The sequence below is a fragment of the Chitinophaga silvatica genome (genome assembly GCF_003419895.1).
GTDB classification, from domain to species: Bacteria; Bacteroidota; Bacteroidia; order Chitinophagales; family Chitinophagaceae; genus Chitinophaga; species Chitinophaga silvatica.
In genome coordinates, this window is record NZ_QPMM01000011.1 from 69,772 (window position 1) to 93,898 (window position 24,127).

General features: G+C 39.6%; 19 protein-coding genes. 13 read left to right on the forward strand and 6 right to left on the reverse strand.

Annotated features, from left to right (window positions below; genetic code table 11):
- The first annotated feature begins 4 nt into the window (after positions 1-4).
- From DVR12_RS19830 to DVR12_RS19850, 5 genes are all read left to right on the forward strand, one after another.
- Complete coding sequence (locus DVR12_RS19830; RefSeq protein WP_116977541.1) at positions 5-3,283, forward strand: efflux RND transporter permease subunit; 3,279 nt, start codon at positions 5-7, stop codon at positions 3,281-3,283.
- 44 nt (positions 3,284-3,327) lie between these two features.
- A complete protein-coding gene (locus DVR12_RS19835) occupies positions 3,328-4,449 on the forward strand; it encodes an efflux RND transporter periplasmic adaptor subunit (protein WP_116977792.1) in 1,122 nt (373 codons plus the stop codon).
- Between the two features lie 158 nt (positions 4,450-4,607).
- Positions 4,608-5,078 (forward strand): hypothetical protein, encoded by a 471-nt coding sequence (locus tag DVR12_RS19840; protein ID WP_116977542.1) that lies wholly within the window; start codon positions 4,608-4,610, stop codon positions 5,076-5,078.
- A gap of 307 nt (positions 5,079-5,385) precedes the next feature.
- On the forward strand, positions 5,386-5,892 hold the full coding sequence (locus DVR12_RS19845) for a hypothetical protein (RefSeq protein WP_147323494.1): 507 nt from the start codon (positions 5,386-5,388) through the stop codon (positions 5,890-5,892).
- A 100-nt stretch (positions 5,893-5,992) separates the two neighbouring features.
- Positions 5,993-6,433 carry a hypothetical protein gene (locus DVR12_RS19850; protein ID WP_116977544.1) on the forward strand — a complete coding sequence of 147 codons (441 nt, stop codon included), beginning with the start codon at positions 5,993-5,995 and terminating at the stop codon, positions 6,431-6,433.
- A 34-nt stretch (positions 6,434-6,467) separates the two neighbouring features.
- Here DVR12_RS19850 and DVR12_RS19855 read toward each other — a convergent pair whose 3' ends face one another.
- Positions 6,468-7,298, reverse strand: a complete 831-nt coding sequence (locus DVR12_RS19855) for a sugar phosphate isomerase/epimerase family protein (protein WP_116977545.1) — start codon at positions 7,296-7,298, stop codon at positions 6,468-6,470.
- Between the two features lie 160 nt (positions 7,299-7,458).
- Here DVR12_RS19855 and DVR12_RS19860 point away from each other — a divergent pair, with 160 nt between their 5' ends.
- The gene (locus tag DVR12_RS19860; RefSeq protein ID WP_116977546.1) at positions 7,459-8,193 is read left to right on the forward strand and encodes a DUF481 domain-containing protein; all 735 of its coding nucleotides are present in this window, start codon (positions 7,459-7,461) and stop codon (positions 8,191-8,193) included.
- Here the strand turns inward: DVR12_RS19860 and DVR12_RS19865 are convergent.
- The 3 genes from DVR12_RS19865 to DVR12_RS19875 form a co-directional block, all read right to left on the reverse strand.
- The gene (locus tag DVR12_RS19865; protein ID WP_116977547.1) at positions 8,171-8,914 is read right to left on the reverse strand and encodes a hypothetical protein; all 744 of its coding nucleotides are present in this window, start codon (positions 8,912-8,914) and stop codon (positions 8,171-8,173) included. The two genes, DVR12_RS19860 and DVR12_RS19865, sit on opposite strands and share 23 nt — an antisense overlap.
- A 133-nt stretch (positions 8,915-9,047) precedes the next feature.
- Positions 9,048-9,551, reverse strand: a complete 504-nt coding sequence (msrB, locus tag DVR12_RS19870; RefSeq protein WP_116977548.1) for a peptide-methionine (R)-S-oxide reductase MsrB — start codon at positions 9,549-9,551, stop codon at positions 9,048-9,050.
- A gap of 118 nt (positions 9,552-9,669) precedes the next feature.
- On the reverse strand, positions 9,670-11,331 hold the full coding sequence (locus DVR12_RS19875; RefSeq protein ID WP_116977549.1) for a lectin: 1,662 nt from the start codon (positions 11,329-11,331) through the stop codon (positions 9,670-9,672).
- Between the two features lie 226 nt (positions 11,332-11,557).
- On the opposite strand from DVR12_RS19875, the gene DVR12_RS19880 reads away from it, so the two are divergent.
- The gene (locus tag DVR12_RS19880; protein ID WP_116977550.1) at positions 11,558-12,601 is read left to right on the forward strand and encodes a serine hydrolase domain-containing protein; all 1,044 of its coding nucleotides are present in this window, start codon (positions 11,558-11,560) and stop codon (positions 12,599-12,601) included.
- Between the two features lie 88 nt (positions 12,602-12,689).
- Positions 12,690-13,847 (forward strand): SGNH/GDSL hydrolase family protein, encoded by a 1,158-nt coding sequence (locus DVR12_RS19885; protein ID WP_116977551.1) that lies wholly within the window; start codon positions 12,690-12,692, stop codon positions 13,845-13,847.
- A gap of 89 nt (positions 13,848-13,936) precedes the next feature.
- On the opposite strand, the gene DVR12_RS19890 is transcribed toward DVR12_RS19885, so the two are convergent.
- Positions 13,937-14,368 (reverse strand): DUF1801 domain-containing protein, encoded by a 432-nt coding sequence (locus DVR12_RS19890; protein WP_116977552.1) that lies wholly within the window; start codon positions 14,366-14,368, stop codon positions 13,937-13,939.
- Positions 14,369-14,488: 120 nt separating this feature from the next.
- Between DVR12_RS19890 and DVR12_RS19895 the strand changes: the two genes are divergently transcribed.
- The 5 genes from DVR12_RS19895 to DVR12_RS19915 all read left to right on the forward strand — a co-directional run bounded on the left by DVR12_RS19895 (position 14,489) and on the right by DVR12_RS19915 (position 22,221).
- Positions 14,489-15,106 carry an RNA polymerase sigma factor gene (locus DVR12_RS19895; RefSeq protein ID WP_116977553.1) on the forward strand — a complete coding sequence of 206 codons (618 nt, stop codon included), beginning with the start codon at positions 14,489-14,491 and terminating at the stop codon, positions 15,104-15,106.
- A 79-nt stretch (positions 15,107-15,185) separates the two neighbouring features.
- Positions 15,186-16,187 (forward strand): FecR family protein, encoded by a 1,002-nt coding sequence (locus DVR12_RS19900; protein WP_116977554.1) that lies wholly within the window; start codon positions 15,186-15,188, stop codon positions 16,185-16,187.
- 40 nt (positions 16,188-16,227) lie between these two features.
- On the forward strand, positions 16,228-19,656 hold the full coding sequence (locus DVR12_RS19905; protein ID WP_116977555.1) for a SusC/RagA family TonB-linked outer membrane protein: 3,429 nt from the start codon (positions 16,228-16,230) through the stop codon (positions 19,654-19,656).
- A 12-nt stretch (positions 19,657-19,668) separates the two neighbouring features.
- Positions 19,669-21,117, forward strand: coding sequence for a RagB/SusD family nutrient uptake outer membrane protein (locus DVR12_RS19910; RefSeq protein ID WP_116977556.1), 1,449 nt, complete (start codon positions 19,669-19,671; stop codon positions 21,115-21,117).
- Between the two features lie 6 nt (positions 21,118-21,123).
- Positions 21,124-22,221: a TlpA disulfide reductase family protein gene (locus tag DVR12_RS19915; protein WP_116977557.1), complete on the forward strand. Its 1,098-nt coding sequence runs from the start codon at positions 21,124-21,126 to the stop codon at positions 22,219-22,221.
- A 73-nt stretch (positions 22,222-22,294) separates the two neighbouring features.
- Here the strand turns inward: DVR12_RS19915 and DVR12_RS19920 are convergent, their stop codons facing one another.
- Complete coding sequence (locus DVR12_RS19920; protein ID WP_116977558.1) at positions 22,295-24,067, reverse strand: amidohydrolase; 1,773 nt, start codon at positions 24,065-24,067, stop codon at positions 22,295-22,297.
- Positions 24,068-24,127 lie beyond the last annotated feature (60 nt).

Here is a 24,127-nt window from a genome sequence, read left to right on the forward strand (position 1 = left end):
CATCATGAATTTAATCAGTTTTGCCCTTAAAAAACCTATTACGATCCTGGTACTGGTTGCCGGCTTGTTCTTTTTCGGGATCAAAGCGGTGAATACGATTAAGGTCGACATCTTTCCTAAGCTGGATATGCCGGTTATCTATGTATCTCACCCCTTCGGCGGGTATACGCCTACACAGATGGAAGCATTCTTTGCAAAACAGTATATCAATATATTCCTGTTTGTAAATGGTGTAAAGAATATTGAAACCAAGAATATTCAGGGGCTTACCCTAATGAAGATCAACTTCTACCCTGGTACCAATATGGCCCAGGCTGCAGCTGAGGTAAGTGCCTTCTCTAACAGGATTCAGGCGGTATTCCCACCCGGGTCTAACCCGCCTTTCATCATCCGTTTCGATGCTTCTACCTTACCTGTCGGACAATTGGTACTGAGCAGCGATAAACGTACTAATAACGAATTACTGGACCTGGCCAATGTGTATGTTCGTTCTTCCTTTACTTCAATTCCGGGATTAGTATCGTCGCCTCCTTTTGGTGGTAACGTCCGTACTATCGTTATTAAAGCAGATCCGGTATTACTACGTCAGCATAACCTGACCCCTGATCAGCTGGTGGAAGCAATGCGACTAAATAACCAAACATCCCCTTCAGGTAACGTAAGAATAGGAGATAAGAACTTTATCACACCTGCGAATACAACCATTCGCAACGTTAAAGATTTTGAAAACATTCCACTCTTCAAAGGGGATGTGAAAAATCTGTTTCTCAGAGACGTGGCTACTGTTGAAGATGGTGCCGATATGGCTGCCGGATATGCTTTGGTGAATGGACGCCGCTCTGTTTACTTAAGTATTGCCAAAAGTGCAGATGCCTCTACCTGGGAAGTAGTTCAAAATCTGAAAAAATCAATTCCCAAAATACAAGCTCAACTACCGGAAGATGTTAAGTTGAGTTACGAGTTCGACCAATCTACCTATGTAATGAACTCAGTTAAAAGCCTTTTAACTGAAGGAGCCATAGGAGCTATTCTTACGGGGCTCATGGTATTGTTGTTCCTGGGTGATGCCAGAGGCGCGATGATTGTAATTCTAACGATTCCTACTTCTATTATATCAGCAGTATTATTCCTGAACCTATTCGGCCAGACGATCAATATCATGACGCTAAGTGGTTTAGCGCTGGCAATTGGAATCCTGGTAGATGAAAGTACGGTAACCATTGAGAATATACACCAGCATCTGGATATGGGTAAACCCAAGGCCCTGGCTATCTGGGATGCCTGCCAGGAAATCGCTTTTCCTAAATTGCTGATCTTGTTCTGTATCCTCGCGGTATTTGCACCGGCGTTTACTATGGGCGGTATTCCGGGTTCCTTGTTCCTGCCTCTTGCTTTGGCAATAGGATTTAGTATGATCATATCTTATTTTCTTGCCCAAACATTTGTGCCGGTTATGGCCAACTGGGTAATGAAAGTAAAACACCATAAAACTCCAGGTGGCCGTAATTTCACGGATGCTGAAGAATTTGCAGCAGCAGGACTATCGGCAAACGGAGAAAAGAATACATGGAGTCAGAAAAAAGAATTGGTTGAAAGAGAGGATAGTAACAGAGATGGAAAGATCAGTCAATTCGAAAAACTACGTAACAGGTATCTCCGCTTCATCAACCGTATGATGCCCTATCGCAAACCAATTGTAGCCGGGTACCTGGTGATTACCTGCGCTATTGTTGCTTTGCTGCTGATGGGTATTGGACGGGATGTATTGCCTAAAGTAAATGGCTCACAATTCCAGTTACGTATGCGTATTCCTGAAGGTACACGTATCGAAAATACTGAATCAGAAACCATTAAGCTTACTCAGGGAATTGCCGATATTGTTGGTAAGGAAAATGTTGAAATCACTTCTGCATATGTAGGTCTGCATCCTCAACAATTCTCTACCAGTCCTATCTTCCTGTGGATGGCTGGCCCTCATGAAGCAGTATTGCAGGTAGCCCTGAAAGAAGATTATAAGGTAAACCTGGATGAACTGAAAGATAAGATCAGAGAAAAAGCCGCACAGATAAATCCTCAAATGAAATTATCATTTGAACCTATCGAATTAACTGATAAGATTTTGAGTCAGGGTTCTCCTACTCCGATTGAAGTACGTTTATCGGGCCGCGATAAGAAGCTGAATGAGAAGTATGCTCAAATGGTGGTAGCTGAATTGCAAAAGATTCCTTACCTCAGAGATGTACAGATCGGACAATCTACCAAATATCCTTCTGTTGGAATTAATATCGATAGAGTAAGAGCTTCACAGTTAGGAGTAGATATGACAGATATAAGCAGGTCTATGGTAGCTTCAACCTCTTCTTCCCGGTATACAGAGAAGAATGTTTGGATCGATGAGAAGTCGGGCAATACCTATAGCGTACAGGTTCAGATTCCGGAAGGTAAAATGGCCAGCAAAGATGATATTGGTGAAATACCTTTGTTAAAGAATTCTTCCAGACCAATTCTGAGTGATGTAGCCACCTTTACGGATGGTACCACTTATGGAGAAGCAGATAACCTGGGAGCAATGCCTACACTCACCGTAACGGCTAATCTGAATAAAAAAGATTTGGGTGCCGCTACTACAGAAGTAAATAAAGCATTGGGCAAGTTAGGAGAATTGCCGCGTGGATTAACTGTTCAGACAATTGGTTTAAGTAGTACGCTTACAGATACATTGGATAGTTTGCAAAGTGGATTGGTGGTAGCTATTGTGGTAATCTTCCTGATGCTGGCAGCTAACTTCCAGTCGTTCAAAGTTTCAGGAGTTGTACTGGCAACGGTACCAGCGGTATTGTTAGGTTCACTGGGTTTGCTGATAATTTGTGGATCTACCCTGAATCTTCAATCCTATATGGGTATGATTATGTCGGTAGGGGTGTCTATTTCCAACGCGGTATTATTGATAACCAATGCGGAGCAAATACGTAAAACTAATGGAGATGCGTTGATGTCTGCTACTGAAGCTTCGGCACTTCGACTACGTCCGATTCTGATGACGGCACTGGCAATGGTGGTAGGTATGATTCCTATGGCCAGCGGCCTGGGTGAAGCAGGTGATCAGTCTTCTCCTTTGGGTAGAGCAGTAATAGGTGGACTGATAGCATCTACCTTTGCAGCATTGTTTATATTACCTTTAGCCTTTGCATGGGCACAAGGAAAAGCTACTACAAGGAGCGTGTCTTTGCACCCCAGAGACGAGGAAAGCGAACATTATATTCCATTTGGACAGAACGCATAAGAATGACAAATAATAATTATCTCATTGCTAATAAAGTATATTATATGAAAAGCGGTTACCGTACCTTGTTTTCTTTCTTACTGCCTATAGGCGTGGCAGTTGGATTGAGCAGTTGCACAGCTTCCGGTGCCAAAGATGAAAAACATGAACCTGCTGCTGCCGTAGCAACTGCAGTAGAAGCGTTTTCATTAGAAAAAAGCAATTTAACTTCTTCAATCCGAATTCCTGGTGAGCTGGTAGCATTTCAGCAGGTAGATTTATATGCAAAGGTGAATAGCTTTGTGAAGAAGCTGAATGTGGATGTTGGAAGTACTGTGTCGACCGGGCAATTGCTGGCAACTATGGAAGCTCCTGAAATGAATGCGCAATTATCCGGTGCAGAATCCAAATTAAAATCACAGGAAGCAATTTATTTGTCGAGCAAGGCCACCTACGATCGTTTGCTGGAAACCAGCAAAACTCCGGGTACCGTTTCTCAGAATGATCTTGATCTGGCATTTGCCCGTCAGAAATCTGACCTGGCGCAATTGGATGCTGCCAAAGCCGCGCATAGGGAAGTGGGAGATAATAGAAATTACCTCGAAATCCGCGCTCCATTCAATGGTGTTATCACCGCCCGTAATGTAAGTGCAGGTGCTTATGTGGGTCCATCTGGTAAAGGATCTGAGCTGCCTATCTTTACATTACAGGAACAAAAGAAATTGAGGTTGGTAGTGAGTGTTCCTGAAACGTATATCAGCTACCTGGCCAGCGGTAGCGATATTAAATTTACTGTAGCTTCATTGGCTAATAAACAATTCGAAGGTAAAGTAATTCGTATGGCCGGGGCTTTAGACCGTAAGCTACGCTCACAGCATATCGAAATAGATGTACATAATGATAATAAAGAGTTGCTGCCAGGTATGATTGTAGAAGTTTCCCTGCCGCTTAACAGCAGTAGCAGTAACTTTGTAGTTCCTACTTCCGCTGTACTGAATTCAACAAAAGGGGTGTATGTGATAAAGGTAGATGATAAGAAAACCAAATGGGTGCCAGTAACAACAGGACGTACCGATAATGGTAAAACTGAAGTTTTTGGAGCATTAAATGTAGGTGATGTACTTATAAGTAATGCAGGAGAAGAAGTACGAGATGATGCACCAGCCGGCAATATAAAAATAAAGTAGTGAGTGACGATTCAATACTTAGGGCTGTCTCTACGTTGTAGAGGCGGCCTTTTTTGTTTTTGAAGTATTTTATATTAAATTCAACGGAAGTAACTGCTTAATGGATGTAATTGGCAATATGGTAAAGCGGTACCATTTCCTTAATAATAATAACAATAATGGATGTAGGTTTTGAATTTTTGTTACCAATAGAATCTAAAATCTCTAGTATCAAGTTTGAACAACCAGTATACGAATGGCAAGGAGAAAAATTTCCACAAGGGCAGGAAGAAGCTTGGTTTCATTATTTTAAATTAATTAGATCAAATATTCCCAGACATATAATTTCATTATTGCCTGATAGTTTTCAAAACGAACAATGGCAATGTATCTCAATTATTGATGGAATTGATGATTTGGTGAACGAACTTTCAGTGAATGTGGATAAGGTGAAAAAAAATAATGTTTTATTGGATCTATTTTCTTCCTTAATTGGAATTGAAAAAAGATGGGTTATAGTTTTTGAACCGGATTATGATTGCATAAATGAAGTGTTAGAAGGAAATGTTAACATTGCTTTTCGTAAAATTGTTGACTCACTCACAATAGAGAGAGATGGTTTTGTGATTTGGTTTGAAAGAAAAGATTAGGAGATGAATTTATTTTATAGGCCAGAAAATACGTTAAAGGGTCTAACTGGAATTTATTTGTGCTGAGCAGAAATAGGATATAGTAGGAGGGACTTCAATAAATATATGGTATTTATGCTCTGTTAAACTATTTCTATTATCGTTCAGAAGTTGTCACCAAGAAGCTATACATTCAGCAATTGATGATGTGTTGTTCCGTGGGGCTATTCAATACAGACAAATGTATTTTTCAGGAGGTAATGAACTTATGTTTGGAGTTCCAAGAGCGACAGGCGAATTACCTGCATTAAATTCACTTTAGATAGTTGTGTTAAAAGTATCGATTAAAAAAAATAATGAGGTACCATTTAGTGAACTTAGATTTTATAGTTCATTGAATCCAATACCATTTACGCTTTGCATGAATGGAAACGTTCTATTGCCAGAAACTATTTATGCGAGGAATATTTCTGGAGAGAATTTTATTGAATTTAGGTTTGATAGTGGTACTAAGAGATTGTATGAAATTACCTTAGTAGCTATACAGAATAATACTGTTAAATTACTTGAGGATAGGTACATTTCAACTAAAGTTTCAATAAACAATGAATTCTTTAATTGTTACATTGATGAAGATAGTGATTCTGAGATTTCTTTGCCTATGCAAATACTGCGATCTGAAACATCAATAAGCATATTTTGGAGTATAAATGATTTAAACTATTATTCTGTTTCTGAAAATTGTTTGATAGGTGTGGATAGGAACAATTTTTTATGTTCTATTAGTATAATGAAATTATCTAAGGAAGAACTATTTGAAATATTTGGATTTTAAAGGGTTATTTCGTTTAGTTAAAGCGGGTATCTTTCTATTTATTAATGCAATAGAATTAGATTGTTGAGTTAAATTTTGCATTTGGGGCTAAATATAATCTATGGGAGAAACTAAAAACAAATCGTCTGTTTTATTATCTATTTTCAAGAGGAAAGGAGGGGAAGGACCAATGACTAAAATTATCAGTGATGATAATAAACAAAGTTTCCTAAATCAAATATCTTTGCTTATAGTGGAAGAGCAGCCGTTAATATGTTTTAAGCGAGATGAATCTAATTGGTTATTGATAACGAATACTCGAATAATTGAAGAGAAAGAAGGAATAAGATTGGCTATACCTTATTGTGAATTAGTGGAGGTGAACCTTGCTATGCAAGAGGAATTCAGAGATAAGGTAATGAATAAGAAAGATTTTACACGCCTTGTATTGAAAGATACTTCTGGTAGGAGCTATATTGTGAGAATGGAAAAAGGAGAACCTTATCAGGGAATTTATCAAATGTTACATCACATAGTATCAAGTAAAAAAGCCGCTCATTAAGCGGCTTTTTTACTTGAGGCTTTTCATTTATTCCTTACTTCCCCAATACGCCTCTGAAATACCCCACTGATTCAGCAATCCCAGGCAGCGGGTCGCTCATATCTTTCTCAAACTCTATACTGCAAACACCAGGATAGTTGATCTTCTTCAGTGCTGCAATGAGTTTTTCGAAATCAATAACTCCGCGACCTATTTCAATGGCTTTACCGTCTTTAGTTGCGGCGTTTACATCTTTGATATGCAGATCAAAAAGTCTTTTTCTATAATTCAGTACTGCCTGTGACGGTTCTTCTCCCGCACGGATAGCATGGCCTATATCAAGGCAGATCCCCATTCTCGGATCTCTGTCTTTAATCAGATCATAAACACTTTTAGGGCCGGGATACAGGGCATCTTCAGGGCCGTGATTGTGAATAGCTATTTTAATATTATAGCTTTTAACTTTTTGTTCTGTATAGTCTAATAATTCGGGATTTGGCACACCAACGATGAGTGGTGCTCCCACTTTCTTCGCATATTCAAAGGCTTCATCTACGGCTTTCTGGGTTTTCATATAAATTACCCCAACTGCGTAGATGGCAATGCCAGCGCTGGTAAACTGACCGGTAACTTCTTTAATCTTCTCCTCAGTACTATTCAATGGCAAATGAATGTCTTTAATGGAGAGATTGAGGATGTTCACCCTCTTCAGCATAGAGATAGACTGCTCTACATTAAATTTGGCGAATGTATAACCGGCCATACCTACTGGTAGAGTGGCTCCTGTGGCTTTTTTTGAAATGGCTGCATTGGCATTTATGCGGGGAAGCGTTACGGCTCCCAATCCTAGGGCCGTTTGTAATATGAATTTGCGGCGTGTCGACATATGCTGTTTTTTACGTGGTTTAGCTGTCTGTTTGGCTAAAGGTCTTCAAAAATCTTTGTTTTTAATAGCGGAAAAAGAGATTTTTTAAGAATATTTGCAGCGGGTTAACCATGTTAGTTTATCGACTCCGCACATTTCAATTGAAAAATCATAGGAAAAGATGATGAAGAGAGTAGTTTTATTATTTTTCAGTTTATGCTTATATGTTACATCTTTAGCGCAGTTTAGTGATTCTGTCCATTATTATGTAAAATATGGATCTACGGGTTCAATAAATAAAACCAATGATGGAACAGCCTATTTGCTGAATAATAATTTAGGTTTTAAGATCAGTAAGAAGAAAATTACATTAAATACCAGTGCCAGTTATATTTATGGTAAGCAAAACCATGCATTAACGAATAATGATGTTAGTGCCGCGTTAGACTTTAGCGTTAATACGGGAAGTGACAGATTTTATTATTGGGGGCTTACCACTTATGACAGAAGCTATTCCCTGAAAATAAATGATCGGTTTCAGGCGGGTGCAGGAGTGGCCTATGATGTAATTAAACGCGAAAATGCCTTCCTGAATCTCAGTGATGGGCTTTTGTTTGAAACCAGTAATTTGTACTTACATGATACTATTCCTGATGTTTATCAAACATTAAGGAATTCTTTCAGACTTTCCTATAAATGGGTAATTAAGAAAATGATTGTTTTCGAAGGAGCGAATTATTTCCAAAATTCTTTCATGAATGGAAATGATTACATCATTAAATGTAATAATAGCATGTCGGTGAAGCTCCGTTCATGGCTAAGCATAACCGCTGCCTTAACTTATAATAAGTTAAACAGAACAGAGCGGGAAAACCTGCTTATGAATTATGGGCTTACGGTTGAAAAGTTTTTTTGATGGCTTTATGTCTTACTGCCACCAGCAATTGTTTGCAACCATATAGGAGAACGCTCAGTGAAATTATCAGACAACAGGTTACTGCAAGATTGATATCATCATTTTTATATCCCTGCCATGGAACATAAAGAATAATAATTCCGGCAAGAATAATCACAATAGCTGCAGTTAACGAAGGTCCATCCTGAATTTTGTCTTCTTCTCCTGAAAGTGGATCTATTGGAATGAATGTTTGTTCATACAATGCTACATTAATACCGGGGAAATGCCCGTGGCCAATAAGTGCTGTAATGTCATTGTCGGTATATGCACCTTCAATTTTTTCGATATCATACATTTCTACTGCCTGTAATTCTTCTTTTAACTGTTGCAGGAAATGTGTTGTTCCTCCTTCGGGGGCCAGTGAGAAAACATCCAGGACCATATCATCATCGGGTAGCAGGTTTTTGTCGAGATATGATATGAAATCCTGATACAACCTTAACCTGTCCGGGAAGCATTCTTCAATAAACGGAATGCTGGAAAGCCCGTTGGTAATGGCTGCCTGTCTGCCGATCCTGATAGTAGGAGGTTCAGAAGAATGCTGGATGTTGTTGTCGATTCGTTCCAGGTCTTTTTCACTTATAAGGGTTAACCAGAAAAAGGGTAAGGAATTGTTGGCGACAAATAGATCCTCAGATTCGTTTCTGTTGGTTCTGATCAGATATGCGCTTTGTCTCATTCTCAAGGTAATTTTTAGGATTGTAATGGATTTTCGGATTGAGATTGTATCATGGATAAACAATCATTTAGAGAATGAGTTGCGAAAAGAACTAAAAAAATTTTCTTAAAAATAAAAAAGCCAGGATGAAGGATCATTCTGGCTCAAAATCAAGTGATACGGAGTTCATACAGAAGCGCTTATGAGTTGGAGGGGGGCCGTCGTCGAAAATATGGCCAAGATGTGAATTACATCTTCCACATAAAACTTCTATCCGATCCATCCCATAAGTATGGTCTTCTTTATAAATGACGCTATGGTTACTTACCGGTTCAAAAAAGCTGGGCCATCCGCAACTGCTGGCAAATTTAGCATCAGATTTAAAGAGGGGATTGCCGCAAACTGCGCAATAATACATTCCTTTTGTATCGGCATCCCAATATTTGCCGGTAAATGGCCTTTCTGTCGCATTCTCCCGTGCAACGGCATACAACTCAGGGGGTAGAATTTTCTTCCACTCAGCATTGCTTACATGCAATATGTTGGTATCCGTCCGTGAATAATAAGGGTTCTTCATGACTTGTTTATTATTAGTAGTCTGACTATGACAGGCTATTTGCGTAGCCATTATAAATATGATAAATAATATAGATCTCATGACAGCTCCACTTAGGTGAACTAATACTATAAAGTTACGGGTTTCCTGGCTAAAAGAAATCCGGGTACCTTCCAACCCGATAGTTTGTGGAAGATACCCGGAAAAGGTTGAATAGTTTTTATTGATTTACTCTGAATTTCTCGGTGGCTCCGATGGTAGTTTTTGTACAGGTCATCGGTATAGTACCATTTTCGCTGGAAACATATTTACCATTATTACCACGTAATGAAATTGTACCATCTCCATTATCTATCCAATCAAATTGTTCCCATGGTCCAATTGCGGTGCGGTTACAGTTCATAGACTGGATGCCGTTTTCACTACAAACATAGTAACCGTTGTTTTGCAGCACTACCTTGCCACCTCCCGGGTTCACCACTGTAAAATGTTCCCAGCCTTGTGCGGCAGCGCGGTTACAGTTCATAGGATTTACTGCATTTTCGCTACAAACGTACATATTGTTATTGCCTTTTAATGTAATACTCTGCCCATAAGGAATGCTGGGGCCACTACCTCCTCCTGGCGAAGTAGGGCGAACAGCCGTTAATGCCAGTGTTCCTTTCAACATTCTTCCTCCATCCCTGGTCAGTCGTAAATAATAATCGGCGGTGCAATAAGTACCGTCCTCATCTAAAGTCACGAAATTAGATCCTGCAGGTACGTAGGCAGAGGTCTCTGCTGTTTTTGCAATCTGATTACCTTCATTAAATTCATCAAACATGGAGATATAAATTCCCTGGGCACCTAACCGAACCATGTTGTAAAACTGCCTCCACATAAAATCGCCATGCGCTCTCTGATGCTCCTGTAAGTCGCCCGGTAATACACAAGGTTGAAAATCTATGCCATTATTATTGCAATAGGTCTGATCTGCCTGCTGAACGTTGGTATAGAAATTATCTACATCATTTACATTACCAATACGGCCAACCATCCATGGAGAAAGCATATTAAATGCTTTGTAGGTAGCCAGGAATGAAGGTCTTGAGTCGCTGGTTTCTGTACGCCAGTGAGTAGGAACTCCTCCTATCACATAACAACCCTGGTTTTTAAACCAATTGATAACATCCAGGCACACGGCGGCAGACCATGGGTGGTTGGTATCATTAAAGCCAAATCCCCAGATACATACCACCGGCTTGCCATTTTGCTTGGCATATGCAGATGAAGAGGTGTAAGCCGACATCTTGTTTGTCCAATCGGTCTTGATCTCTGACTGCATGTTTGTCCAGCCACTCACATCATACATTATATAAAACTTGCGTCCGTAGGTTTCAGCAGCAGTTTTTACCTTTGCGGTAATAGCGTCTCTTACCGGACCTTCAGAACCATTTGGATTGAAACGTTGGAGGGCAGCGCAATCAATTTCATTTTGCTGCATCCATTGGAACTGTACGTTTACAGTCTGGTCGCTAAAGGAAGAAAAAAGTTTAGCAGATTGACCATTATTTAGATTTGCCCAACCAGTTTGATAGGTGTTGGTATAATCTCTGACATCGGGCCAGGATTTGATTCCGTTGTTGGAAGATGATGGGGCTTGTCCCCAGTTTTGTGTCCAGTGCCACCAGGCGTTAATAGGGGAGCCGTCGCCAATAGCGGCAAACCAGCCCTGATAACCCACTGTAATCTTTCCAACAACATCACCAACAGGGGAGCCTAATGCTACAACTCCTGACTTAGTGCCGGTAAGCGGAGCAAGCTTATTATCGGGTTCTTGCTTCCGACAACTAAATAATAAAGTAATGGATAGAATGAGAAGAAAATACAACTTGTTTTTCATGTGTGGAACAATTGATGATTAGAAATTACTATCGGGTTTTCTTTTTCCGGGCCTGAGTTAATTACGTGGAAACTATTCTAGTGCAAGAAAGGAAGGAGGCACTAATATTTCACATAATAAAGGGCTAATAACTGCATTAATTTTCCATAACTTTATATCGTGTGCGGTAATGCTGCGGTAAACATTTTTCAATGCAGATATATCGCACTACTTTTAATTTTTTGATATGCCAATTAACCGCGTTTTGTTACTTACATTGTTTATTCCGTTGCTGACTTGCTGCACCAGAAAGGAAAATAATGTTATTGTTTCCAAAGGCTACAAAGAAATTGATGCTGTTCTCAAAGACTCAGTACCTACCGTTTTTAACGGTAAATGCTATACTGTAATACACGTAGAAGGAAAAGCTGTGTATGAGAGAGGATTCGGAGAATATGATGGAAATACAAAACTTTTGATTGCATCCAGTTCCAAATGGTTGTCGGCAGCCGTTTTAATGAGCCTTGTAGATGAAGGGAAGTTAAACTTGACAGACACCATTGGCAAATTTCTTCGTATCTATACCAACAATCATAAAGGCCATATAACAATTGCACAATTGTTATCACATACTTCCGGATTTCCGGGCTCTTCAACCCAGGGATATGAAAGCAATGTTCTGATTTCATTAGCCCAGGCAACAGACCAGATTGCCATGCATGTAGATCTGCAAAACGAACCCGGAACTAACTTCTGCTATGGTGGACTAAGTATGCAAATTGCTGGTCGTATTTGTGAGATCGTTTCAAAAAAAGGATGGAAAATGCTGGCGGCAGAGAAAATATTTACTCCCTGCGGTATGACCAACACCGATTATGGTATTACTTCTAACCCCCAAATTGCAGGAGGCGTCAGGAGTACCGGAAACGACTATATTAAGTTTCTGGATATGATGATGAACAAGGGATTGGCTTATAATGGAAAACAAGTGCTGAGCGAATCGGCCGTTGAAGCAATAGAAAAAGGATACATAGGTAATGCAACCATAGAGTACTCCCCATATCCGGCACAATTATTAAAGAGCCGCAACTTTTATGGCCTGGGAAATTGGAGAGATGTGACTGATAACAATGATAATCTTATTGAAAATTCAAGCCCCGGATTATTTGGTACACATCCCTGGATTAACAGGTCTAAGCGGATGACCGGAATTGTACTAGCATTTATGGACAAGGGATTTATCCGCACAGCTCCTACCTGCCTGGAAATCAGAAAACTGGCAAGAGAGTAGCTGAAGGTTAAAATACTATCAATCTATGTCAAATTCATTGGACGTCATACACTCCTCAACTTCTAAATTTGAGGTATAAATTAGCGTTATGTTAAAAAAAATCTGCCTGTTCCTTATTAGTACAGTTGTTTCCGTAACCTCCTTTGCACAATATAGGTTTATCAGTAATTATGGAAATCTGAATAATACCCTATATCATGTAAAAGAAGATAAACAGGTGACTGTAACTTTCCTTGGTGGGTCTATTACTAATATGACAGGCTGGCGCGATCAGGTAGGAGATTACCTCAGAGCCGCATATCCACATACCCGTTGGAAGTTCAATAACGCCGGCATTCCTTCTTTGGGAAGCTTGCCACATTCCTTCAGGTTTCAGCGCGATGTAGCAGATCTGGGTAAAACAGATCTTTTGTTTCTGGAAGCTGCTGTAAATGACCATGTAAACGAAACCAACGAAGTAACGCAGAGACGAGCGATGGAAGGCATAATCCGGCATGCATTGACGGTAAATCCTCAGATGAATATCGTTTTAATGGCTTTCGTAGATGAAGATAAAATGGCGGATTATCGTAATGGTAAAGTGCCGCTGGAAATTCAGGTACATGAGGATATGGCAAAGAAGTATAACCTGCCATTTATAAACCTGGCAAGAGAAGTGACTGCCAGAATCGATGCTCATGAATTTTCCTGGAAAGATGATTTTAAAGACTTGCATCCTTCTCCATTTGGCCAGCAGATTTATTTTAATACAATTAAAGTATTGTTGGATGAGGCATTTAGTAAACAATCTCCTGTTAAACTGGTAGATGCTAAATTGCCAAAACCTGCAGATAAGCTTAATTATCAGAATGGCCGGTATGCAGATATTCATCAGGCAAAAATTATTAAAGACTTTACTATCAATGAATCCTGGGAACCAACAGATAGTATAATGACCAGAGAGGGTTTCGTAAAAGTACCAATGTTAGTGTCGTCAGGCGCTCATGCTGTAGTGGAATTTCCATTCAGTGGAAGAACGGTTGGTATTGGGATCGTTTCAGGTCCTGATGCGGGTACAATCAGCTATAGCATTGATAATGGTCCTGTACAAACGAAAAATACACATACTCAATGGAGCAGCTGGCTGTATCTGCCCTGGTACCTCATATTGGGCGACAACTTAAAGGAAGGCAACCATGTTCTAAGAATTGAAACGGGTGGAGAGAAAGAGACTTGCAGAATTGTATATTTTCTGGTGAACGAATAATCATCAATATAAAAAATAACAAGGCCACAAATTATACATCAGTAATTTGTGGCCTTGTTATTTTTAGTGGGTATTTACTAACAAATGAATTAATTATGAGCTATAATTTTTATTAGTTCACTGATGAATTTTTTTAATTCTTTTTCTTTGTTTTTAAAGTCAGTTATTCCTGTAATAGTAATAATCCTTCTTCCATCTTTATAATCACCTTCCAATAAGTTATTAGGATCAGATAAGGCAGCACCCTGTAAAAAAATGAGCCTGAGCGCATCCTGCTTAAATAAATTGAACCCAACTATATAGCGTTTATACTCCTTAGGGTTGAATGGGGGAAGCTTACCTGAATAGAAAAAAACGGGAGCATTCCATGAAATCCCTTCTCCTATATTCTTATCTGTTGCCATGATAGAACGGCGGATTTCACTAATAACATCCGTCATCGGATGCTTAAGATCTTTCATGAAATTATCTACAGTTTCGGGGGCCGAAATGCCTGTTGTTAGTGCGGGTTCTTTTTTCATAACTGTTACTTGTATCTAAATTAAAAAATATATCGACTTATTACACTATAATATGTAAGTACTAATATTATTTTTCTTTTGTTATTTTTGGCAGATAGAAACCGGGTGCCGCTTAAACTTATGCAAAATAATAACCTTCAGAAATACTGGGATCAACTGATTCTTCATCAACGTGAAGGTTTATTTGGCTTATATAAAGAGTTATACAGCGATTTACTGAATTATGGCCGTGCCCTTATTAAAGATGAGGAACTGACAAAAGATGTAATCAATCAGTTGTTTCTTTATTTGTGGGATAAACATCAAAAATTAGCATCTCCCAGGGAAATTAAATCCTATATTCTGGTTTCGTTTCGAAGAATGTTGTTATATGAAAGCAAAAAACAACAACAGTATCATCCCTTCATTGCTACAGAAGCCACTACAGCCGAACTGCAACAGGCATCGGCAGAATTTGACAAAATCAGTGCTGAAACAAATTCGGAAGTAATAACACAGCTTAAAGATGCCCTGAATGCATTGAGTCCACGCCAGAAAGAATTACTCAGGATGAAGTATTACGATAATTTATCCTACGAGGAAATAGCTGAACGCACAGGGCTCAGTATTAGAACCGTTTATAATAAGACCCACGAAGCATTACAGCGACTTAGAAAAATTCTGGGTCCAAAGAGTTCAGGGAATTCTTCTCTCATTATCCTCATTCTCTTATTGGAACTAGCCGGAGAGCAATTGTAAAAAATAGTTTTAATTTTTTTTTCGAATTGACCGGGTAAAAATCGGATGCTCCATTCTCTATATAGTAATTACCTGCAAAATGGAGAAGAAATTATACGATACGGTTACGGAGCTGATTGCCGATGAATCCTTTATCAGGTACTGTATTGCACAGGAAACAGATGAGGTGATTGAATGGGAAAACTGGATGATTCAACATCCGGAGAAAAGACCTCTAGTGTTGGAAGCAAAGAGTTTTCTATTGCAGCTAAACACTGCATTGGACGAGGAAATACAGATCCAGCAGGCGTTAGATGAATTTAAAATATTATTTGATCATACTCATACAACTGAATTTACAACATCGAAGCAAGGTAAAAGAAAATGGGTACTGGCTTCTTCCATATTTGCTGCAGTCCTGACTATCTTAGGCGTAATCTATTATAAGCAGACTAATATTCACTATCACGCCGCCAATCCAACCATTATACACAACGATCAGGCCCTTCGTAAAAATATAAAACTAGTGGATGGTAGTACAGTAGTACTAGCCAAAAACTCGACTATATATATAGACCCGGATTACAATTCTTCCAATAGAAGTATCCGTCTCGACGGAGAGGCCTGGTTTAATGTGGTAACTAACAATAAGCAACCATTTACAGTAGGTACATCCCAGTTATTAACTACTGTTTTAGGCACCAATTTTATGGTAAGGGCCTTCTCTAAGGAAAAGGATGAACAGGTAACCTTATTATCTGGTAAAGTAAAAGTAAAATCTACTGGTTCTGCCAGAGAAACTATACTTACCCCTGGTGAAACTGTATCACAGGATTTGAGTAAATCAATTATCGACACGCTTGCATTAAGCCAATGGACCACTGGCAAGTTACAATTCCATCATATTCCAATTGCAGCAGCATTAAAACAAATTGCTGTCTGGCATCATGTGAAAATCGAAATACTTGGCACTCCATCTGTTGAAGCAACTATGAATGCCAAATTTACCAATGAGTCTTTGCCTGAAATGTTGGATCTGCTAAGCTTTAGCGCTGGGTTTAGCTATCGAGTTCAGAGCGATACTATTTTCATTCAGTTTTAATTTATCCCATCTTATCAACCATTAACTTAAATACTGATTAATGAACTTATTTCATACGAGGGTACGCCTTTCAGGGCTAATGCTATACCTATTCCTGTTTATTCTGCCACTGAATTTGCTGGCACAGGATCCGGGCAGTAAGCGTATCGGATTTAATAATACGAAGCTGACGAATGTTTTCGAGCAGATCTCAGAAAAATATAAAGTCCGTTTTATTTATAATACGGCGGCTCCAAACAGTAACCGGACAATCACAATTCCACAGGCACAACGAGGATTGGATGACTTGCTTGCAGCCATTAGCACCCAGGCCAATGCTAAATTTCAGCGATCCGGAGATCAGGTGAGTGTTCAATTTCTTCCGGTTAAAACATTTACCGCAAAGGGTAGAATTACCGATAAAAATATGCAGGCACTTCCTGGTGCAACTGTGATAAACCAACGAACTGGTGAGGGAGCAAAAGCCGATGCAATGGGATATTTTCAGCTCAATTCGGCACAGGGCGACCGTTTGATGGTTTCTTATATTGGCTATAAAGCTGCCGGTACATTTGCAAAAGAAGAAGAAAACAACTTCAGACTGGAAGACGACGCCGGTAACTTGCAACAAGTTGTAGTTACAGGTTATATGACAAAGAAGGCAAGCGAAGTAACCGGTTCTGTGCAGAAAATTAAAGGGGAGGATCTTCGTAATTCGGCTACAACAGCAGATGCAATGAGCCTTCTGAAAGGAAAGGTAGCCGGTTTTTTTATTGCGGGTAATGGAAATGGCGGAGATCCTACCCGTACTTCAGAAGTTGTAATGCGTGGGCAATCCGGGTTATCAATTTCCGGTACTGGCGCCAATGATGGTAGTACCGTTTCTCCAATGGGTCCACTCATCGTATTGGACGGAATGATTACGAATAGTCGTGATATCAGTGAAGTTGCCAATGTAAACGATATTGAAAGTATAACAGTACTTAAAGATGCCGCATCTACAGCCATCTATGGCTCCAGAGCGGCACAGGGAGTTATTGTAATTACAACGAGAAGAGGTAATAATAATAAAGCACAGGTATCACTAAGTGCCAAAACAGGTATTGCTAGGCCTAATTACGGAAAGGTAAGACTTATGAACTCCGACGAATTGTATAGTTTCATAAAGGATGGTCTTACCAATGCCTATAATAGTAATCCTGCTTACAAAAACACTTATCCTACTGTAGCAGACTTTTTAAAGGCCAAATCATTTGTATCAACAGACGATATTAAAACCAATACAGACTGGAGTGATTTGCTTCGCAGAAATGCCTGGATGCGTGATGTAAATCTTTCGGTTACTGGTGGTAATAATGCCGTTTCTTATTTTGTTGCCTTCAATAATTATAAGGAAGATGGCACCCGGTATATCAATAGCATGGAGCGTAGCAGCGGAAAGGTAAACCTGGATGTGAAAATCAATAAAAGGCTTTCGGCATCTCTGAATCTGAACGGATTATTTACCAACACCCTGAATCCCGCTCTTGGATATGACCAGGAACTTACTTCCTATTATCCCTGGTTATCACCCTATTTCAGTGATGGGAGTATCGCTGATACCTTTGCCTATAAGAATTACAGAGGTAACACAGTAACGGCAAATCCACTCTACGACAGAAATTACAACAGCACAATTGGTAAAGCAAAATATTACAATGGTGCCGTAAAACTGAACTATGAAATAGCTCCTTGGCTAACATTCAGTACAACCAATGGCGGCATTGTCAGAGATAATGTAAGTGAGGAGTATATAGACAGACGTACTTATGTTACACGAAATTCTTCTGTTGTTAATATAAGTAATCAGGCCGATGGTAAGCAATGGGGCTCTCTCCAGCAAACAACCACTAAAACAACCGGTTATTTAAGTTCTAACCTGTTGACCTTTAAGAAAGCATTTGATTTGCATCAGCTGACCGTGGTAGCCGGGCAGGAATACAGTAGGAACAAAGCATCCGTTACAACCGTGGGGATGAGTAATATCAGAGCAGGAGAGCGTTCTTTTCTGGCAGCTTCCCGTGTTGGAACAGGAAGAAGAGGTATGCCACCAATTTTGTCTTATTCCTATGATAAACTGGCTTTTTCTCTCTTCTCACAAGCCGATTATTCGTACCGCAATAAATATATGGCCAGTGCAGCTTTCCGTAGAGACGGTTCCAGCAATTTTGGCCAGAATAACAGATATGGCAACTTCTTCGCGCTAAGCGGTGGTTGGTTATTATCGTCTGAAGAATTTTTCCGGCAAAGCAGTGTAACGCAATATGTAAATAATGTACGTGTACGTGCCAGTTACGGAACCTCAGGTAAAGAAGCCGGACAGGATTTTCTTAACTATACATCCTATGTAATTTCTCCGGCCAGTAATGGCTACGGTGGTAACCCTGCTGCATATATTACACAATTGGGCAACCAGAATTTAAGATGGGAGGTAACAAATACAGCGAACCTGGGATTGGAGTTCTCGGTGCTCAAACGTATCGATTTTGTTATTGATGCCTATAACAGAAGAAGCCATGATCTTATTCAGCAAACTACGCCAACCGGTGCTACCGGCGCTCCCAAGCTCTATACAAATGTTGGAGAATTAATTAATAAAGGGCTTGAAGTCTCTTTAAATACTATTAATATTCAAAGTAAGGATATTACCTGGACAACCAACCTGAATTTAAGTTTTAACAAAAACCGACTGGGTAAGATATATCAGGATTCTCTGGTAACGCCACTGGGATATTATTCGGGAAACTTCTATGTAAAGTCGGGCGAAGATCTGGGTGTAATAAAGGCTATAAAATATATGGGAGTGAATCCTGATAATGGAAATGCCTTATTTGAATATTACAATGCAGCGAGCGGTAAATGGGAGGTGAAAGAAGGTTATAACCAGGTTATTGCAAATGGACTGAATGCACAACAACAAGTAGCAGGAAGTGTAAATCCAAAATTTGTTGGAGGTCTAAGTACCAGTTTGCGCTTTAGACAATGGACTTTCGCAATCGCCTCAAATTTTGTTTTTGGTAACAAGATCTTCTCTGATATACCATTGGCCAAACAAAGCATGGGAAATGCGAAATCCGGTAACCTATATGCTTTTAAATCAAATCAGCAAGTCTGGAAGCATAAGAACGATCAGGCAAACATACCTGCACCCAATGCCGATGTAGATTTTATACCAACATCCAGTAATACAACCACCTTCAATTTAATGAATGGCAGTTATTGGAGAATTAATAATGTGAGGCTTGCCTATCAGCTCAAACCTGCAACCTGCAGAATATTGGGTATTACCAATGCCAGCATGTTCCTGAGTGCAGATAATCTGTATGTCTTTACGGCTAAGGATTTTGTAGGGATAGATCCTGAAGTAAGCGGTGCTGTACCAGGCAATGGAACCAATTATTCGTATGCCCTTCCACGTAAGGTATTAGTGGGTCTTAGTGTCAACTTTTAATGCTTAGAGAAAATGAAATTAAAATCTTTATCAATAATAATATCGGGGGTTTTGATATTCTCCGCCTGCAATAAACAATTCGATAACCTAAAGCCTTCCAACGTAGTTTTTGAAGGATCCTTATTGTCGACCAAAGATGGTATCATACAGGCTGTAAATGGTATTTATACCAGCATGGTAAATGCTCCCACACTTAATAATAGCCAGTACGACTATTACTATAATTATCTGAACATTAGTGAATTCAGAGGTAATAATGTGGTGTATGCAGCCGAGCCTGCTGGTACCAGTAAAGACAGGGAAGAGGATGCCTATTACTATGTAAATAGCAGCCAGGCAGGGCAAACAATGAGCTTTATGATTTGGCGAACAAGTTATAGCACAATTGTAGGCATCAACAAAATATTAAAAGCCATTCCTGAAGATACAAAGGATGCAGAGTTGAAGCATATCCAGGGCGAAATGCATTTTATGCGCGCTATGCTCAACTTCAATCTGGTAAATATTTTTGGCCGGCCATATTATCAGGGGGCAGAAGCCAATCCGGGAATAATGTTGAAGAAAACTGACGACCAGAAAGAGGTACCAGGAAGAAGTACTGTTAAGGAATGCTATGAATTTATATTGTCGGATTTGCAATTATCTCTTTCAGAGTTAAATCTGGCGGCTTCCAATAATTATGTAACCAAACCGGCTGTACTGGCCTTACTCAGCAGAGTATATCTTTATATGGGCGGCACACCTGAGCATGCAGATGTTGAAGCCAACAAGGCAGTTGTAAAATATACAACAGATCTGATAAATACTCCTGCTGTTTCATTAGTTACTGATCCGGTAAAATTTGCTTCTTTCTATATCGGAGATAAAACTATTGCTAATCCTGAGGTCATATTTGCTTTTGATTACCGGTTTAATGGTTCTTCAATCTTCCAGTTTTTTATAAAAGACAGACCGGCTAGTCAACGTGGCGAGGTAAAGGTATCACCTGATTATATTGCTTTACTGGAGCCAACAGACAGGCGTCGGAATTTCGTAAGCGCTAAAGGGGAAGTACTAAAATATGTTGGGGATAATGTGAACTATGATAATGCACCTTTTATCTGTTTCCGTTTGGCAGAAACCTATTTGAACAGGGCAGAAGCTAATGCGAAATTAGGTAATGACGCTGCTGCTCTGGCAGATTTGAATGTTATTCGCACCCGTGCCGGACTTCAGGAGGTGGAACTCAACGGTCCTGCACTTATGAACGAAATTCTGGTGCAAAGACGTATAGAGCTTGCCTTTGAAGGGCATGCGGCTTTTGATTATTTCCGTAACGGTAGAGATATGATCCGTAACTATTCATCTGCCAATAAGGTAAAAGATATACGAAAAGTATCGGCTACAGACCCAAAAGTAGTGATGCGGATAACTGAAGATGAGTTATCCTCCAATCCACTGCTCAAACAAAATGTTCAATAGAGTTTTATGAAGAAATTATTAGTTCCTGCTGTCCTGCTGTTTTCTATATCGGCATTTGCACAACAGTCTTTTTCGATTAAGGGGCAGATTAGAAAATTAGATGATCAGAAAATATATCTCGAAAGAACGATTGGGAAAATGCAACAAGTGTTAACTGATTCATGTATTTCAAAATCGGGAAGCTTTAAGTTTATTGGAACAGTTCCGCCTGAAGATATTATGAAAGCAATCGTAAGAAATGCTGATGGGTCGTTCAGGGTTAAGTTTGTACTGGAGCCTGGAACTATCAATTTCAATGGGGCAGCAGATTCCACTGGTTGGATATTCGCCAGAGGTACTACTTCCAACGATAGTTATTATAAATACATTCAGGATGGTTCTGATTTATCTGCTGAGTATGGTGAAATAATGGCAAAGATCCGTAAGGCTAAAAAAACAATTGATTCGGTTAATATCGATAAGTATATTAAGGAATTGCGAGCCAATGAAGTTGCAGGACAGGAGCGTAGTATCGCTTTTATTAAAAGTCATCCGACTGACATCAATAGTGTTTTTCAGACAATGGACCTGACTTATACTATGAAGGTAGATCAGTTGGAAGCACTCTATAAGCCGCTTTCTGAAAATGTAAAGAAATCTTTTGTTGGCAGAATGGTGAAGGATAAGATTGCCGCTATGAAAATTATAAGTGTAGGTGCTATAGCTCCGGAGTTTATAATGCCAGATACTAATGGAAATATAGTGAGCTTATCGTCATTTCGCGGTAAGATCGTATTGGTAGATTTCTGGGCAAGCTGGTGTGGGCCGTGTAGAGGAGAAAACCCAAATCTGCTCGCTGCTTATAATAAATATGCAGGAAAAGGACTCAAGGTACTGGCAGTGTCTTTGGATACAAATGAGGGGAAATGGAAAAAAGCAATTGAAGAAGATGCTATGCCCTGGACGCAGATTTCCGATTTGCAAGGCTTCAGTAGCAATGCAGCAAGGTTATACGGAGTTTCGGCAATTCCAATGAATTATCTGATAGATAAAAACGGGAAAATAATTGCGAAAAACCTGAGAGGAGAAAAGTTGCAGGAGTTTTTAGAGAAAGTGCAATGGTAAAATATAATAAAGATTGAATTGGCAAAGGGCAGGGGTAATTTGCCTGCCCTTCTTAGTTTAAATGAATGTAATATCATTTCTTAATTGGATCAATAGGGTTGCGATATACCAGTTTCCCATCTTTATAGGTGCGCAGAATTTTAGTATCTTTAATAATAGTGGGATGTATCTCAATTGGATTCATGTTAAGAACTACAAGGTCAGCAACTCCATTGGGTACAATAGTACCTTTACCAGTAGCCAGTTCGCCCCATTGCGCAGCTCCATTTACGGTAATGGCTTTCATTGCATTGTATGCATCAATTCTCTGATCTGGGTCCAATACTGTAGTTGGCTGGAACAATGTTTTCCTGTTTACAGCGCTATAAACAGCGGTGAGTAAATCTGGCTCGGTTACCGGAGCATCTGTATGAATGGTGAAACTATCTATACCCATATCCATTCCCCATTTGATAGGACTAATATCCTGTGCCCGGGTATATCCTAGGGTTGTATCAATATGCCAGCGACCCCAGATATAGGTATGTGTTGGGAACCAGCTTGGGCGAACATAGTTTTTAGCGGCTGCCAGTTTTGCTACCTGGTCTTTTCTGCAGGTCTGAACATGCACCAATACATTAATAGCACCTTTTGGTATTTGATTTTTTAAACTATCTAGCAGGAATAAAGCCTGACCAATAGCCGTATCGCCATTAACATGGATATGTACCTGCATCCCGCGTTTAAAAACAGTAGACAGGAAGTAACCTGCAGAATCGGGATAGATTAGATTTCCTTTGAAACCCTTTTTCTCTCCAACCGGTGGATATAAATATGGCTGGGAAAGTGCTGCCGATCTGCCTTGTGGAGAACCATCAAAGGTAAATTTTATAGCACCAATTTTAAAATGATGATATGGCTTGTCATAGTGGCCATAATACTGATAGAAAGAATCTAATTGGAACTTATTCTGATCATAGTCTGGTAAAACGATAAAATCACCAGTTAGTTTATTGTTAGCACTTGCGTATTTGATTAAATTAATGGTACCTGGATCTGCTCTACCTTCACAAAGTGTTGTAATTCCATATGCGAACCAGACTTTCTCAGCTTTTAACAGATTGCTCATTGCACTATCAAAAGAAATATTTAAGGCTTTACCCATGTACGATACTGCAGCAATATTGGCATTTTCAGTCAATAGTCCGGTAGGTCCGTTTTTTCCCTGAACTATTGTGCCTCCTTTAATTGTGGCATTTTTGCTGTTAAAGCCTAAAATATTCAGTAGCGCAGTATTGGCTACACCCATATGACCACTGGAGTGTACCACATACATAGGATGCTTACCTGAAATATTGTCTAACTGTTCTTTGGTAGGATGAACGTGTGGAGTAATAATTGCATCATCATAGCCATTTCCTAATACCGCCGAGGTATCGTTTGGATTTGGATATAATCTGTTCGTATAAACCTTCATGGTATCCAGCAAGGCATCGATGGTATTTACTGGTCCATATGGCTTGCCATACAATCTGGCTGCATTATACATTGCCGCAGCATATTGCCCTACATGCGCATGCGCATCAATGAATCCCGGAAATATAAAATTCCCTTTACAATCTACAACGTTTGTCGTGGAAACTGAATCCTGCAACACAACTTTATCTGTGCCTAACCTAAGAATCTTGCCATCCTTAATAGAAATTGCCTGATAGGTTAATTTTGGATCGGTCATAGGAATGACCCTCGCATTTTTAAGAATAAGGTCGGCACCCTGGGATGCCGGAGCTTTGGACGAAGATGGGGAGCATGAATAAAATCCCATCATCACCACAATTGATACAATTAGTAGTTTTCTAAGGAGCATGGTGAATTGTTTATGAGAAATAATAAATAAATGTCTGAGGTGATAAGTATCCTGAACAGG

Coding starts and splice junctions, on each gene's coding strand:
- DVR12_RS19865 (WP_116977547.1), bottom strand. CDS start 8,914: ATGAGACAAAGCGCATATCTGATCAGAACCAACAGAAACGAATCTGAG.
- DVR12_RS19900 (WP_116977554.1), top strand. CDS start 15,186: ATGGAGAAGAAATTATACGATACGGTTACGGAGCTGATTGCCGATGAA.
- DVR12_RS19875 (WP_116977549.1), bottom strand. CDS start 11,331: ATGAAAAACAAGTTGTATTTTCTTCTCATTCTATCCATTACTTTATTA.
- DVR12_RS19905 (WP_116977555.1), top strand. CDS start 16,228: ATGAACTTATTTCATACGAGGGTACGCCTTTCAGGGCTAATGCTATAC.
- DVR12_RS19910 (WP_116977556.1), top strand. CDS start 19,669: ATGAAATTAAAATCTTTATCAATAATAATATCGGGGGTTTTGATATTC.
- DVR12_RS19885 (WP_116977551.1), top strand. CDS start 12,690: ATGTTAAAAAAAATCTGCCTGTTCCTTATTAGTACAGTTGTTTCCGTA.
- DVR12_RS19895 (WP_116977553.1), top strand. CDS start 14,489: ATGCAAAATAATAACCTTCAGAAATACTGGGATCAACTGATTCTTCAT.
- DVR12_RS19850 (WP_116977544.1), top strand. CDS start 5,993: ATGGGAGAAACTAAAAACAAATCGTCTGTTTTATTATCTATTTTCAAG.
- DVR12_RS19915 (WP_116977557.1), top strand. CDS start 21,124: ATGAAGAAATTATTAGTTCCTGCTGTCCTGCTGTTTTCTATATCGGCA.
- DVR12_RS19860 (WP_116977546.1), top strand. CDS start 7,459: ATGATGAAGAGAGTAGTTTTATTATTTTTCAGTTTATGCTTATATGTT.
- DVR12_RS19880 (WP_116977550.1), top strand. CDS start 11,558: ATGCCAATTAACCGCGTTTTGTTACTTACATTGTTTATTCCGTTGCTG.
- DVR12_RS19830 (WP_116977541.1), top strand. CDS start 5: ATGAATTTAATCAGTTTTGCCCTTAAAAAACCTATTACGATCCTGGTA.
- DVR12_RS19855 (WP_116977545.1), bottom strand. CDS start 7,298: ATGTCGACACGCCGCAAATTCATATTACAAACGGCCCTAGGATTGGGA.
- DVR12_RS19920 (WP_116977558.1), bottom strand. CDS start 24,067: ATGCTCCTTAGAAAACTACTAATTGTATCAATTGTGGTGATGATGGGA.
- msrB (WP_116977548.1), bottom strand. CDS start 9,551: ATGAGATCTATATTATTTATCATATTTATAATGGCTACGCAAATAGCC.
- DVR12_RS19840 (WP_116977542.1), top strand. CDS start 4,608: ATGGATGTAGGTTTTGAATTTTTGTTACCAATAGAATCTAAAATCTCT.
- DVR12_RS19890 (WP_116977552.1), bottom strand. CDS start 14,368: ATGAAAAAAGAACCCGCACTAACAACAGGCATTTCGGCCCCCGAAACT.
- DVR12_RS19835 (WP_116977792.1), top strand. CDS start 3,328: ATGAAAAGCGGTTACCGTACCTTGTTTTCTTTCTTACTGCCTATAGGC.